At 47.9% G+C, this 13,424-nt stretch carries 12 protein-coding genes; 6 read left to right on the plus strand and 6 right to left on the minus strand.

From position 1 onward, the window contains the following. Positions 1 to 36: 36 nt before the first annotated feature. From metK to AB8S08_RS10185, 3 genes are all read right to left on the minus strand, one after another. The gene (metK, locus tag AB8S08_RS10175; RefSeq protein ID WP_369742668.1) at positions 37 to 1,185 is read right to left on the minus strand and encodes a methionine adenosyltransferase; all 1,149 of its coding nucleotides are present in this window, start codon (positions 1,183 to 1,185) and stop codon (positions 37 to 39) included. A gap of 105 nt (positions 1,186 to 1,290) precedes the next feature. Beyond that, complete coding sequence (locus tag AB8S08_RS10180; RefSeq protein WP_369742669.1) at positions 1,291 to 2,346, minus strand: NAD(P)-dependent alcohol dehydrogenase; 1,056 nt, start codon at positions 2,344 to 2,346, stop codon at positions 1,291 to 1,293. Positions 2,347 to 2,355: 9 nt separating this feature from the next. Beyond that, positions 2,356 to 4,197 carry a M1 family metallopeptidase gene (locus AB8S08_RS10185; protein WP_369742670.1) on the minus strand — a complete coding sequence of 614 codons (1,842 nt, stop codon included), beginning with the start codon at positions 4,195 to 4,197 and terminating at the stop codon, positions 2,356 to 2,358. Positions 4,198 to 4,343: 146 nt separating this feature from the next. On the opposite strand from AB8S08_RS10185, the gene AB8S08_RS10190 reads away from it, so the two are divergent. Genes AB8S08_RS10190 through ruvX form a run of 4 tightly spaced genes read left to right on the plus strand, consistent with a single transcriptional unit; the run spans position 4,344 to position 7,051 of the window. Continuing rightward, positions 4,344 to 5,084 carry a 16S rRNA (uracil(1498)-N(3))-methyltransferase gene (locus AB8S08_RS10190; RefSeq protein WP_153826781.1) on the plus strand — a complete coding sequence of 247 codons (741 nt, stop codon included), beginning with the start codon at positions 4,344 to 4,346 and terminating at the stop codon, positions 5,082 to 5,084. Between the two features lie 28 nt (positions 5,085 to 5,112). Beyond that, complete coding sequence (gene gshB, locus AB8S08_RS10195; protein WP_153826782.1) at positions 5,113 to 6,060, plus strand: glutathione synthase; 948 nt, start codon at positions 5,113 to 5,115, stop codon at positions 6,058 to 6,060. 14 nt (positions 6,061 to 6,074) lie between these two features. Continuing rightward, the gene (locus tag AB8S08_RS10200; protein WP_369742671.1) at positions 6,075 to 6,641 is read left to right on the plus strand and encodes a YqgE/AlgH family protein; all 567 of its coding nucleotides are present in this window, start codon (positions 6,075 to 6,077) and stop codon (positions 6,639 to 6,641) included. Beyond that, positions 6,638 to 7,051 (plus strand): Holliday junction resolvase RuvX, encoded by a 414-nt coding sequence (ruvX, locus tag AB8S08_RS10205; RefSeq protein WP_153826783.1) that lies wholly within the window; start codon positions 6,638 to 6,640, stop codon positions 7,049 to 7,051. Before AB8S08_RS10200 ends, ruvX begins: the two co-directional genes overlap by 4 nt. 29 nt (positions 7,052 to 7,080) lie before the next feature. Here ruvX and AB8S08_RS10210 read toward each other — a convergent pair whose 3' ends face one another. Further along, positions 7,081 to 8,466, minus strand: coding sequence for a PhoH family protein (locus AB8S08_RS10210; RefSeq protein ID WP_369744198.1), 1,386 nt, complete (start codon positions 8,464 to 8,466; stop codon positions 7,081 to 7,083). Positions 8,467 to 8,639: 173 nt separating this feature from the next. Between AB8S08_RS10210 and AB8S08_RS10215 the strand changes: the two genes are divergently transcribed. Beyond that, the gene (locus AB8S08_RS10215) at positions 8,640 to 11,321 is read left to right on the plus strand and encodes an SNF2-related protein (RefSeq protein ID WP_369742672.1); all 2,682 of its coding nucleotides are present in this window, start codon (positions 8,640 to 8,642) and stop codon (positions 11,319 to 11,321) included. Continuing rightward, the gene (locus AB8S08_RS10220; protein ID WP_369742673.1) at positions 11,318 to 11,986 is read left to right on the plus strand and encodes a pseudouridine synthase; all 669 of its coding nucleotides are present in this window, start codon (positions 11,318 to 11,320) and stop codon (positions 11,984 to 11,986) included. The genes AB8S08_RS10215 and AB8S08_RS10220 overlap by 4 nt, the downstream gene beginning before the upstream one ends. Here AB8S08_RS10220 and djlA read toward each other — a convergent pair. Together djlA and murU are read right to left on the minus strand one after the other, a co-directional pair. Beyond that, positions 11,964 to 12,755 carry a co-chaperone DjlA gene (djlA, locus tag AB8S08_RS10225; RefSeq protein WP_110075867.1) on the minus strand — a complete coding sequence of 264 codons (792 nt, stop codon included), beginning with the start codon at positions 12,753 to 12,755 and terminating at the stop codon, positions 11,964 to 11,966. The genes AB8S08_RS10220 and djlA overlap by 23 nt on opposite strands. Further along, complete coding sequence (gene murU / locus AB8S08_RS10230) at positions 12,752 to 13,423, minus strand: N-acetylmuramate alpha-1-phosphate uridylyltransferase MurU (protein WP_369744199.1); 672 nt, start codon at positions 13,421 to 13,423, stop codon at positions 12,752 to 12,754. The genes djlA and murU overlap by 4 nt, the downstream gene beginning before the upstream one ends. Position 13,424 lies beyond the last annotated feature (1 nt).

Here is a 13,424-nt window from a genome sequence, read left to right on the forward strand (position 1 = left end):
GCGCGTATTGTCCACAATTCGGGGCTTGTAAGCAAATTAGATATCAGCGCGTAAGGCTTCAGCGCGGTCGGTTTTCTCCCACGGGAACTCCGCGCGGCCAAAATGTCCATACGCAGCGGTAGCTTGGTAAATCGGACGCTCTAAATCTAACATCTGAATCAACCCATACGGACGTAAATCAAAATGCTTACGCACTAAGGCAATCAGTTTCTCTTCGCTGTAAGGACTGGTACCAAAGGTTTCCAAACTAATAGAGGTTGGTTCAGCCACACCGATAGCATAAGAAATCTGGATTTCGCAACGCTCAGCCAAGCCTGCTGCGACAATATTTTTCGCCACGTAACGAGCGGCGTAAGCGGCACTACGATCCACTTTAGAAGGATCTTTACCCGAGAACGCACCACCTCCATGGCGTGCCATACCACCGTAGGTATCAACAATAATCTTGCGTCCTGTAAGGCCACAATCACCCATCGGGCCACCAATCACAAATTTACCCGTGGGGTTGATAAAAATCCGCTCTTGGCTGGCTGGGAACCATTCTGCTGGCAACACCGGTTTAATGATAGTTTCAATCACAGCGTCGCGTAACTCAGCTTGACTGATTTGTTCGTCATGCTGAGTAGACAACACCACGGTATCGATACCTACTGGGCGGCCGTCTTCGTAAATAAAGGTTAACTGGCTTTTGGCATCCGGACGTAGCCAGCTAAGCTCACCACTTTTGCGAACTTCTGCTTGGCGTTGAACCAATCGGTGTGCGTAGGTAATAGGAGCTGGCATCAACACATCCGTCTCGTTGGATGCATAACCAAACATTAAACCTTGGTCACCAGCGCCCTGCTCTTCTGGGCTCGCACGGTCAACACCTTGATTGATATCAGGTGACTGTTTACCAATGGCATTTAATACAGCACAAGATGAGCCATCAAACCCCATATCTGAATGGACATAGCCAATCTCACGTACGGTATTACGAGTAATTTCTTCAATATCCACCCAGGCACTGGTCGTAATTTCACCACCCACTAACACCATACCGGTTTTAACGAAGGTTTCGCAGGCCACGCGTGCACGCGGATCTTGCGTTAAAATCGCGTCTAATACCGCATCTGAAATTTGATCTGCGATTTTATCTGGATGACCTTCAGAAACTGATTCTGATGTAAATAAGTGCTGTGCCATTGCTGCGTTTCTCTATAAGTGGACGATATACAAAACTGAACAAAAAAGTGGGCGTAGTTTACCTAAGCTTCGCCCACTTTTCCACATTTAGACGTCTAAAAGTCTTTATTTCTGTTTCAAACTTGCCATGTCGATAACAAAACGATACTTCACGTCGCTTTTCAACATCCGTTCATAAGCTTCGTTGATGTTATCAATATCAATCATTTCAATATCAGAAATGATGTTGTGTTCGGCACAAAAATCCAGCATCTCTTGAGTTTCCGCGATGCCGCCAATTAACGAACCGGCTAAGCTACGACGTTTCGCAATTAAATTGTAAACGGCTGGTGACGGGTGCGCTTCAGCTGGAACCCCAACTAAAGTCATGGTGCCATTTAACCGTAACAAACTTAGATACGCGTCTAAGTCATGGGGGGCCGCTACTGTGTTAAGGATAAAATCAAGTTGATTGGTCCAAGCCTGCATTTGCTCTGCATCCTTGGAAATCACCACATGATCGGCACCGAGGCGCTTGCCATCATCAATCTTGCTTGGCGACGTGGTAAACAACACCACTTCAGCACCCATGGCTTTGGCAATTTTAACTGCCATATGGCCTAAGCCACCTAAGCCCACTACGCCAACCCGATGGCCTTCAGTTACGCCCCAGTGGCGCAAAGGTGAGTAAGTTGTGATACCTGCGCACAATAAGGGTGCAACTCCGGCTAAATCAAGATGGTCAGCTACTTTAAGCACAAACTTCTCGGTGACTGTGATGCGATTTGAATAACCACCAAAAGTTTGCCCACCGGAATGTTTGTCTGCACCATTGTAAGTACCTACAAACCCGTTATCGCAATACTGCTCGTAACCCGCATCGCAATTGGCACAACTTCGGCAAGAATCGACCATGCAGCCGACACCTACGGTATCGCCCACTTTAAATTTACTAACTTGGTTACCCACCCGTGTTACTTTACCGACAATTTCGTGTCCCGGTACACACGGAAATACTGTCCCACCCCACTCATTGCGGGCTTGGTGTAAATCTGAGTGACAAACTCCACAATATAAGATGTCAATTTCAACATCATTTGCGGTTGGATCACGACGTTCAAATTCAAAATATTCTAAGGCTTGATCGGCAGCTTTTGCCGCGTATCCAATAGCTTTTGGCATGAATAACTCCTAATCTTTGTTGTAAAGCAAGGCTTCGTTAACGGTTTGCGTCAGCGGGTGATAACCCGGTTTAGCTTGCTCGTACACAGCTCTAGCCCACTTTAAGTTATCCGGTGTTTTGGCTAACTCACGGTAAAGCGGGCTGACTAATTTGTTGCGCCCAATAGTTAGCAAGTAACTACGCAATCTATCGCGAGCTGGTTCATATTTTTTAATGATGGAGAGCTTTAACCAAGCATGAGCAATTTCACTATTTTGAATACTGGTTAAATTAAACTCACGATCCAAGCGCGCCATATTGTCAGCAGAAATATCGAGCGGTAGGTTATTGATAAAATGTAACCACTCATGCGTGGTCCAGCTGTCGGTTTGTAATGCGCCACCTTTGAGCCAACGATTCATTTGCTGCTCAACTTTCGCAAAGGCATCTGACTGCGGTTTAGGTGCATCCTCCGGTAACCCTGGCTGATGAATCCATTCATTAATTTTATCCATGCTTACCACTTGCGGATGCTTTGCCAGCAGCTCACGTTGTAGATAAGCCTTAAATTGCGCCGTAGAAATACTCTGAAAGGCAAAGTCATCAAAATACTGGCGTAAAAACTTATCAAAGGTTTCGCGGCCGAACTGTTCTTCTAAATACATCAAAAACAACTGGCCTTTCACATAGGGTACCTGCGAGAACACATCATCTGGATGGCGAGTACCTAAATCGATATTAAGAATAGTGTCATTCGGCTCCAGCAGTTCTAAGTTTGCCAACAAGTCTTGATATCCTAAAGCCTGTTCCATCACTGCTCGCTCAGTGCCGAATAAAGCTTCCATAATGCGGTTTTCAACGTAGCTGGTAAAACCTTCGTTAATCCATAAGTCGCGCCAGCTAGCGTTCGTCACTAAATTACCTGACCAAGAATGGGCCAATTCGTGCGCAATCAGGTTGATGAGGCTACGATCGCCAGAAACTACCGTAGGTGTTATGAAAGATAAGCGTGGGTTTTCCATCCCGCCGAAGGGAAAACTTGGCGGTAGAATCAATAAATCATAGCGATCCCAGCGGTACGGACCGTACATGGCTTCAGTAGCTTCAATCATGGCAGGGGTGTCAGCAAATTCCCATGCAGCTTGGTCGACAATGTATTGCTCTGCAAACACCGCGACTTTGTCGCTAATGGCTTGAATAGCAAGATCACCGGCAGCAATCGCAATCAAATAAGGCGGAATAGCTTGCGGCATACTAAAAAAGTACTCACCGTCGCGATTATCACTCAAACTATTGTCTGCACTCATTACTGCTAGCAAACCTGCTGGCGTAGTTAAGCGGGCATTGTAGGTGAGTCGCAGCGCTGGAGTATCTTGAATAGGAATCCAGCTACGTGAGTGAATCGGCTGAGATTGGCTAAACATAAACGGATGTTTTTTCCCAGCCGTTTGTGCTGGCGTGAGCCACTGTAGACCACTGGCAGTGGTTGCGGTGTGATAGTGAATTCTAACCTTGGTGGCAGTGCTACCGATATCAACGATCAATTCTTGTCCTAGGCTTGGATGAACGTCGCCCAAACTAAACTTGGTTGGCTGCCACTGATCATGTTGCCAAATTTCTGCTTTGTCGATAGTGAGCTGGCTCGAATCTAAATACAGCAAGTTACTGTTACTATGACGTTGCAGAGTATACTCAGCAAAACCACGTAGCTGTTTACGATCAAAATCTATCGCTAAATCAAGTTCTAAATGTGGGGTCGATACTTCATCTAAACGCGCATAACTGTGCGCATCTTCGGCTGCTGCAGTGCTTGAAAATAGCCCGACAATAGCCATAGCTATGAACAAAAACCATTGCTTACTAAACAACATAGATAACTCTCCAATAATCACACGTACTTCATGATCGACTGCGCAGCCAACAAAATCAAATATTTTCCCGCTGCCAATGGTGCTTTTGCAGTGCTAAGATAACCGCCAGATGATTTTATTTTGATAGTTTAGGATACCAGCGACCTATGCGCATTCCGCGAATTTATACTTCTAGCGAGCAGCCTTGGACGGTTGGCAACGCTATTACCTTAGCAGAAGATGCGGCTCATCATGTAGGTAAAGTCCTGCGCATGACCGTAGGCCAGCAGTTGCAGCTCTTTAATGGCGATGGCAATAACTACCTGGCTGCTCTCACTTTGGTAAGCAAAAAAGAAGTACAGGCAGAAATCCAGGCGGTGCAGCCTAATCCTAGCGAGTCGGCGGTTTCGATCCATCTGGGGCAAGGTATTTCACGCGGCGACCGGATGGATTTTGTGCTACAAAAATCAGTCGAACTCGGAGTGACTAAAATCACGCCACTGTTTACCGAGCGTTGCGGTGTTAAGCTCAGTGGCGAGCGTTTGGAAAAAAAGCGCCAGCAATGGCAAAAGATCGTTATCGCTGCCTGCGAACAAAGTGGCCGTAGTAGCATACCCGAGGTGTGTTTACCGCTGTCACTAGCGCAGTGGTGTGAGCAACTTACCGCTGGCCTTAGGTTAACTTTAGACCCCTACGCTACGACTCCGTTAGCGCAGTTAAATCCGACAGCAACGACTGATGTGAGTTTGCTGATAGGTCCCGAAGGCGGGCTCACGGAAACGGAAGTTGGTGTCGCACAAGCTTATACATTCCAACCGGTAAAACTAGGACCACGAATTTTACGTACTGAAACCGCAGCCTTAGCTGCCATCACCGTTATTCAATACCAATTTGGTGACCTGGCCTAACGCCGGTGTTGCTGTTAATGGAGGTTTTATGAAACTAGCCATGATTATGGATCCAATCGCCCAGGTCAAAACATACAAAGACACCAGCTTTCGGCTCTTGCTGGAAGCTCAAGCTCGTGAGTATGAATGCTTTTATTTAGAAATGAGTGACCTATCGATTGTGGCCGGCGAGCCCATGGCCACTGTTCGACAAGTGACGGTGCGCGACCAAGCCGAAGATTTTTACGATCTTGAACCAGCTAAAGAGGTGCCGTTGGCTGAGTTTGATATTATTTTGATGCGCAAAGATCCGCCCTTTGATACCGAATATGTGTACGCAACTTACATTCTAGAACTGGCTGAGCGACGTGGCGTATTGGTTGCCAACAAACCACAAAGCTTGCGCGATTGTAACGAAAAGCTATTCACAGCTTGGTTTAATGAGTTAACTCCTCCTACGATAGTCACCCGGCGAGCGGAGCAGATTCGGGCCTTCCATCAGCAACATCAAGATATCATCCTGAAACCATTGGACGGCATGGGTGGAGCCTCTATTTTCCGAGTCGGTGCTGACGGTAATAACCTTGGGGTCATTATTGAAACCCTCACCGACCACGGCAAACGCTTTGCCATGGTGCAACGTTATTTACCGGCTATTAAAGATGGCGACAAGCGCATCCTTATCATTGATGGCGAGCCTATGCCATACGCGTTAGCTCGGATTCCATCAGCCGGCGAAACTCGTGGTAATCTTGCCGCCGGAGGTAGCGGTCGACCACAACCTTTGAGTGAATCCGATTGGGAACTAGCAAAAGCCGTGGGGCCTGAACTAAAACGCCGTGGCTTATTGCTGGTTGGGCTAGATGTGATTGGCGACCGTATTACAGAAATAAATGTCACCAGCCCCACTTGTATGCGCGAAATTGAGGACGCATATTCTATTAACATCGCCGCCAAAGTATTTGATGCTATTGAGCGCCAGCTAGGTTTGTGTTGAGGAGTAGTGAGTTAATGGAAACACTAGAGAGTTTACAGAATCACTTTTTAATTGCCATGCCAACCATGGACGACCCTTTCTTTGCCCGCTCAGTGACTTATATTTGCGAGCACAATAAAGACGGGGCTATGGGTTTGGTGATTAATCAGCCGGTTGAACTTAGTGTGGAAGATTTACTCACCAAACTAGAAATCGTGGTGCCTGATAATAACCCATCGTTGCAACGCCCAGTATATTCTGGCGGTCCCTTAGCCCAAGATCGCGGCTTTGTGCTCCATAGTCCAGATCATGACTGGCGTAGCTCAATTAAGCTCAGCGACGAGCTAAGTATTACTACCTCTAAGGATATTTTAGAGGCGATGGGAAAGGGTTTCCCCCCTGAAAAGTTCCTGATGACACTGGGCTATGCTGGTTGGGATGCGGGTCAGCTTGAAGAAGAACTAGCCAGTAATAGCTGGTTAACGATTCCTGCCGACCCAGATATTTTGTTCAACACTCCCAGCAAAGAGCGTTGGCAAAAAGCGGTGGCCAAACTTGGCATCGATTTGTGGCAATTAGGTCCGGATGTAGGCCACGCATGAGCCAGGTTCTTGGTTTTGATTTTGGCACCCACAGCATTGGCGTGGCAGTTGGCCAAGCCATCACAGGAACGGCTTCACCATTGGCAGCCTTAAAAGCCAAAGATGGTCAACCTAATTGGGATTTGGTTGCCAAGTTGATCCAAACGTGGCAGCCAAAACTCCTAGTGGTTGGCCTGCCATTAAATATGGATGGCAGCGAACAGCCGCTGACGGATCTAGCTCGTAAGTTTGCTAACCGCCTGCATGGTCGCTTTGGCTTGCCGGTGGAGCTGCAAGATGAACGGCTAACCACGGTCGCAGCCAAAGAAGAACTCTTTGCGCGTGGCGGCTACCGGCAACTACAAAAAGATAAAATTGACAGCGCCGCCGCCCAGTTAATTTTAGAAGACTATCTTAGTCATCAAAGCTAAACCTAGTCGCGAAAGATACATTCCTGCCATTACAGATTTTCTTCTGCGTATTGTGCTAAGGAGCTTCTTACAACCCCATTTAAATTAATCGTCGCGCTGCCCGGGTAATCTTTAAAACGCTCTACAATATAGGTTAAGCCCGAGGTTACTGCGGTCAGATAATAACTATCAATCTGCGCCAAATTACCAGTACATACAATTTTAGTGCCCGTACCACACCTAGTTAGCAAGGTCTTTAATTGTGAAGCTGTTAGATTTTGCGATTCGTCGAGTATTACAATTGCATTTTGAATACTGCGACCACGCATAAAATTCAAAGATTTAAACTGAATGTTCGCTTTGTTCATGATGTAGTTCATGCTGGCTTCCATGCTTTCATCATGTTTGTGCAAGACCTCTAACGAATCTGTAATAGCTGCTAGCCACGGGGCCATTTTCTCTTCTTCTGTACCCGGCAAATAACCAATAGATTCAGCAATTTCTGGGGTATTTCTGGTCACGATGATTTTCTCATAGGTGCCCTGCTCAACCACGAGTTCTAGCGCAGCGGCCAGTGCCAACAAGGTCTTTCCACTGCCGGCAGGCCCGGTTAAAATCACCAAATCAATATGAGGATCTAACAGTGCATTCAAAGCCATCGCTTGATAAATGTTCTTAGGATGAATGCCCCAGGCGCGATAGCTCATCATGCGTTCAAAACCCAGATCTTGCAGCCGTACACGGTCCGCGTCATAGGCTACGACCTTGGCGGCAAAATGCTCGCTATCATCAATTAAATATTGGTTTCTAAACACATGTGGCAATACCTTGCGGTCTATTTCATGGAATGTTTCTCGCCCCTGCTGAACGCTCGTGACATCGCCTACGGATTGCCAAAAATCACCGTCTATTTCAACAAAACCTTTGGATAAGAAACGAATATCATCAATCAACTGGTCGGTACGATAGTCTTCGACATAATTAACTCCAGCTCCCTTAGCCTTTAAGCGCATGTTGATATCTTTGGTCACGAGCACTACTTTGGTGTGCTGATGCAGCGCTTGCAACGCTAATGCAGACTGAATAATGCGGTGGTCGTTCTCTTTTAGGTTTAATACCGCATCTTGTTGCTTTAATTGGTAATCCGGATAGATAGCTAACGTGCCTTGGGCATGATGAGCTCCTTGCATTCGATTTAACGGCACCCCAGCTAAGATCTGTTCAGGCGTAGCTGCTTTTAACGCATCTTCTAACGACCGAATAGCTAACCGCGCTTCACGACTGACATCTTTATGACGATCTTTGATGTTATCGAGCTCTTCTAGCACCACCATCGGAATAATCACGTGATGCTCTTCAAAGTTTAAAAAGGCAAGGGGTTCATGTAGCAGAATATTTGTGTCGAGTAGGTAATATTTAGCGGGGGTTTCGGTCATGCGCACCTCTGCGTTGATGTTATCAAGGTAAGTACTATCACCACGAGCTTGCTTTTCTAAGATTAGCGCATCTTTTATGAAAATCATGTGAACATTCAAATAATTTTAGTTACCATGTGCGCCCTTTTTTATGCGGGCAATATTCCGCTATGCTGTAAAGGTCTTTCAACACTATGGTAACTGATGTGGTAACTGATGTGACAACCGCCGATTTTGCAATGGGTCAACGCTGGTTAAGTGAAACCGAAATGGAACAAGGCTTGGGAGTGATCACCCAAGTGCAAGACCGCACCGTCGCGGTACTGTTTCCTGCCACCGGCGAAATGCGCCACTATGCCCGCCGCGATGCGCCACTAGCGCGCTACCACTTGCTGGTTGATGAACGCGGTCAACACGCCGATGGTTGGTACTTTCGGGTAACCGAGGTGACTGTGCAAGATGGTGTCATCAACTATCAGGCGCAACGTGAAGATGACGGTGACACTGTGGTTATTGCCGAAGTGCACCTAGCAGCCCAAGTGGCAGCCAATCATCCTTTAACTCGGATCTTGGCTGGTAAGGTCGATCGGCTCGATTTGTATCGGCTACGTCACCAAGCACAACAGTATTTACAGCAATGGCAGCAAAATCCAGCTGCGGGGTTACTCGGGGCCCGCGCTAATGTTCTTGCCCATCAGATTTTTATTGCGGCAACTGTTGCCGATCGCTTCAATCCACGAGTGCTCTTAGCTGACGAAGTGGGCCTTGGCAAAACCATTGAAGCCGGCTTGATTTTACAGCGCCGTTTGCTGACAGGTCGCAGCGAACGAGTATTGATTGTGGTACCTGATAGCTTAGCTCATCAGTGGATTGTCGAACTGTTACGGCGCTTTAATTTGCGTTTTAGCTTGTTTGATCAAGAGCGCTGTGAACAGGCAGCGCTAGATGCCGATAGCGTGTTTGCCACTGAGCAATTAGTTATCGTACCGCAATCCCTACTTACCCATAAGTTCTGGAGCTTAGAGTTATTGGAGGTAAACTGGGATTTACTGCTTGTTGATGAGGCTCATCAACTGACCCCAGCTACCCCTGCGTTTAGCAAATTAAGCGAGCTTTGCGAAGCGATTGGTTCGGTCATTTTGCTAACCGCCACCCCTGAACAAGCGGGAGCCGAAGCTCATTTTGCTCGGTTACAATTGCTTGACCCGGATCGTTTTAGTGATTTCGCTAGTTTTCAGCAAGAACAGCAGCATTACCAAACACTGGCCCCCCAAGCCGCTGCCCTCGCGGCCGCTGGCAAAGATGCCGAGCTCGACCAATTATTAGATCACTACGGTACCGGCCGGGTCATGTTTCGTAATAGCCGCAGTCATGTTGGACAGTTTCCGCAACGCGTCTTGCACCCACAACGACTCACGCCCGAGCAGAACAAGCTAGACTGGTTAATCGAGCTACTGAAGCAGCACAAACAGCAAAAGTTTGTGCTTATTTGTCGTCACACAGATCAGGTCTTGTTATTACAAGAACAATTGCGAGTAAAAACTGGCATCCATGCAGCTGTGTTTCATGAACAACTCACGTTACTAGAACGCGATCGAGCCGCAGCCTATTTTGCGAGCCCTGAAGAAGGCTGCCCCTTATTAATATGCTCTGAAATCGGTAGCGAAGGACGAAATTTCCAATGTGCTCAGCATTTGATTTTGTTTGATTTACCTAACCATCCTGATCTGCTGGAGCAACGAATTGGCCGTTTGGATAGGATTGGCCAGCAAGATACCATTCATCTTCATGTGCCTATTGTTGCCGATAGCGCCGAAGCCGCACTCTTTGCTTGGTATCAAGCCATGGATGCTTTTAACCAACCGAATGCGGTCGGAGCTGCCATCTATGACCAGCTACACGACCAAGTGCTAGCAGCTAGCACTATGACTGATGCAGAAGGTGAGGATAATCAGCTATTAGACGAACTCATCATTGCCACCGAAACTATGGCGGCAGATTTGCGCGAACAAGTGCAAGCGGGTCGCGATCGCCTGCAAGAACTGAATGCCTGCCGACCGCATCAAGTACAACCCGTGCTAGATGCCATTTGCGCTGCTGATGACTATCAAGCCTTACAGGCTTTCATGGAACAATTCTGGGACCGGTTTGGTATCGACTATGATGTGCTCAACGACAGTAGCGGTTGGTTACGTCCCACTGAACAGCTGCGTGTGCCTATCGCGGGATTACCAGAAGAGGGCGTGACCGTTACTTTTGCGCGCGGTTATGCGTTACAGCACGAAGACGTGGAGTTCTTAAGTTGGGACCACCCGTTTGTCCAACAAGCACTGGAGTTGCTAAGTTTCGATAGTTACGGCAGTACCTGTGTTGCACAACTCAAAAACCGTGCTTTACCTGCCGGCACTTGGTTTATTGAACTGCAGTTTGTCAGCACCTTAATGGCCCCAAAAGCGCTACAAGCCCATGAGTTTTATCCGCAACAGCGAATTCGCGTGCTCTTAGACAGTCAAGGCCGCGACTTGACTGCTAAGGTGGCCGCCGCAGGCCTAGACAAACAGTTATTGCCGCTAGATAAGAAGCAAGCTCGAGGGCTGTTGAAGCAATTGCGCGGCCCTTGTCAGCAAGCAATCAAAACAGCTTGGTCACCAGCCGAGCAAGCACAATCTAGCTTTGTTGCTACCGCGGCAACCGCTGTCGAACAGCAATTAGCGCAACAGCTGGCCCGCTTAGAGCAGTTGCAACAACACAACCCACTGGTACGTGACTCAGAAATTAATGCAGTGCGAGAACGTCGCGAGCAATTACTGCAAGCACTGACACAGCCTGTATTACAATTAGATGCAGTGCGAGTTATGGTGAATATTCCAGCATGACTTTGCTTTCCTATAACCCGCCACAGCACCCTTTCCTAGACATTGTCTATCGAGACGATGATGTGGTGGTTATTAACAAGCCAAGTGGATTATTGAGTGTACCAGGCAAAGATCCAGCTCATCGCGATTCAAGCTGGGCGCGGCTGGCTTGGGTGTTTCCCGATATTCGAGTCGTACATAGGTTGGATATGGCGACTTCGGGCTTATTGGTGTTTGCTTTGCATAAAACCGCCCAGGCTCATTTACAGCGTCAATTTGAACAACGTCGAGTCTACAAACGCTACCTTGCCGAAGTCTGGGGAGCCTTACCAGCCATGGCCGGGGCTATCGATCTTGCGATGCGTTGCGACTGGCCCAATCGCCCCCGGCAAATGGTTGATTTAAGCCTTGGTAAACCAGCCTTAACTTTCTACCGAGTGCTGGCCCAGCGCCAGCAGCAACAGCAGCTGATTAGCCGGGTAGAGTTGGAACCTTTTACTGGGCGGTCACATCAATTAAGGGTGCACATGCAGGCCTTGGGCACCCCTATTCTGGGGGATAAATTCTACGCTCATCAGCAGGCCTACGCAGCTGCTGAACGCTTATTCCTGCATGCACAACAGCTCGGCTTTTTTCAGCCAAGTAGTCAGCAATGGCTGAGTTTTACTGCCCCTGCTGACTTTTAATCAGCTCATAAGCCGCTTGAATTTCTTGGGCTTTAGCCTGCGCTGACTCTCGCATTTCTGGTGGCAACCCTTGCGCCGCCAGCTTGTCTGGATGATGTTTCGACATGAGTTTGCGATAAGCCTTTTTCACTTCAGCGGCATTAGCGCTGCGTGGCACCCCCAGTACGGCATAGGCATCGTCAAGTTGGCTAGCACTACTGCGCGCGTTGCCTGCTGCTCCTTGCCGCCCGCCACGAAAGCGTTGACCGGCTTGCGCCATCTGCAACAACATATCAAGTTGCGCTTTATGAAAGCCAAGATTTTGGGTTATCCGCTGTAGTACTTGATACTCTGCTTGGTCCACCTGACCGTCAATCAAGGCTACCGTTAGTACTTGTTCCAAAAAGAACTGAAGTACATCTCGGCGCCAAGCAAACTGTTGCTTAAACTGCTGCACCCGCTCGTTTAACGGGTAGTCAGCTTGTTTACCTTCACGAAACGCAGCTTGTGCACGCACTTTAGCATCTTCGGATAAGCGTAAATGCGCCATCAACTGGCTTATATAGCCAATATCTTGCTCAGTAACTCGGCCTTTCGACTTTGCAAGATGCCCAAGTACCGCAAACAAAGTATCCAAAAACTGCTGATGATTGGCTGGGTTACCCCCTTGCTTCATATTCTTTTGTAATGCTTGATCAAACCAGTGTCCGACCATCACACCAATCACAATACCGACCCAGCGCAACAGCAAAAAGCCGAAAAAACCACCTAAAACTTTACCCCAAATCATACTGGCTCCTGTAATTGTGCTAAACGTTCGGGGGTACCCACATCGGTCCATGCCGCCGCTATGCAACTGCCATATAAGGCTTGTCGCTGAATCGCTTGTTCGAACAACGAGCGTAGTGCGAGCACCTGCTCACTACCGGCAGGATAAGCTGCAAACAAACGCGGATGAAACAAGCCCATACCGCTGTAGGTTAACCTATTTGATGCATTTGCGTCAGTGCTTAATAAGCCTGACTGAGCGAGCGCAAAATCTCCTCGCGGATGATGTGCGGGGTTTGCTACTAACAATAAATGCGCGTCCGCATCAGCCTCTAGCTGCCGCGGTAAATTGCCAAAATCTAAGTCCGTAAAAACATCGCCATTAATCACCCAAAAAGGTTCATCGCCTAACCATGGCAGCGCTTTGATAATGCCTCCGGCGGTTTCAAGACCGCCCGGAGGCTCAGCCGAGTAAGAAAGACGTAAACCAAACTGGCGGCCATCTCCCAACTGCTGTTGTAACAGATGCCCTAACCAGGCATGGTTAATCACTACCTGTTCAACTCCTAGTGCTGCTAGTTTCTCGAGGTGGTACTGAATCAGCGGTTTACCTCGTACTGCTAACAGCGGTTTAGGTAATGTATCCGTTAATGGCTGCATCCGTTTACCACGACCGGCAGCCAAAATCATT

It is taken from the genome of Pseudidiomarina sp. PP-1MA (assembly GCF_041200125.1).
Lineage (GTDB): Bacteria > Pseudomonadota > Gammaproteobacteria > Enterobacterales > Alteromonadaceae > Pseudidiomarina > Pseudidiomarina fusca.

Coding starts and splice junctions, on each gene's coding strand:
- metK (WP_369742668.1), bottom strand. CDS start 1,185: ATGGCACAGCACTTATTTACATCAGAATCAGTTTCTGAAGGTCATCCA.
- AB8S08_RS10180 (WP_369742669.1), bottom strand. CDS start 2,346: ATGCCAAAAGCTATTGGATACGCGGCAAAAGCTGCCGATCAAGCCTTA.
- AB8S08_RS10200 (WP_369742671.1), top strand. CDS start 6,075: ATGGAAACACTAGAGAGTTTACAGAATCACTTTTTAATTGCCATGCCA.
- gshB (WP_153826782.1), top strand. CDS start 5,113: ATGAAACTAGCCATGATTATGGATCCAATCGCCCAGGTCAAAACATAC.
- AB8S08_RS10215 (WP_369742672.1), top strand. CDS start 8,640: ATGGTAACTGATGTGGTAACTGATGTGACAACCGCCGATTTTGCAATG.
- AB8S08_RS10190 (WP_153826781.1), top strand. CDS start 4,344: ATGCGCATTCCGCGAATTTATACTTCTAGCGAGCAGCCTTGGACGGTT.
- ruvX (WP_153826783.1), top strand. CDS start 6,638: ATGAGCCAGGTTCTTGGTTTTGATTTTGGCACCCACAGCATTGGCGTG.
- AB8S08_RS10220 (WP_369742673.1), top strand. CDS start 11,318: ATGACTTTGCTTTCCTATAACCCGCCACAGCACCCTTTCCTAGACATT.
- djlA (WP_110075867.1), bottom strand. CDS start 12,755: ATGATTTGGGGTAAAGTTTTAGGTGGTTTTTTCGGCTTTTTGCTGTTG.
- AB8S08_RS10210 (WP_369744198.1), bottom strand. CDS start 8,466: ATGACCGAAACCCCCGCTAAATATTACCTACTCGACACAAATATTCTG.
- AB8S08_RS10185 (WP_369742670.1), bottom strand. CDS start 4,197: ATGTTGTTTAGTAAGCAATGGTTTTTGTTCATAGCTATGGCTATTGTC.
- murU (WP_369744199.1), bottom strand. CDS start 13,423: ATGATTTTGGCTGCCGGTCGTGGTAAACGGATGCAGCCATTAACGGAT.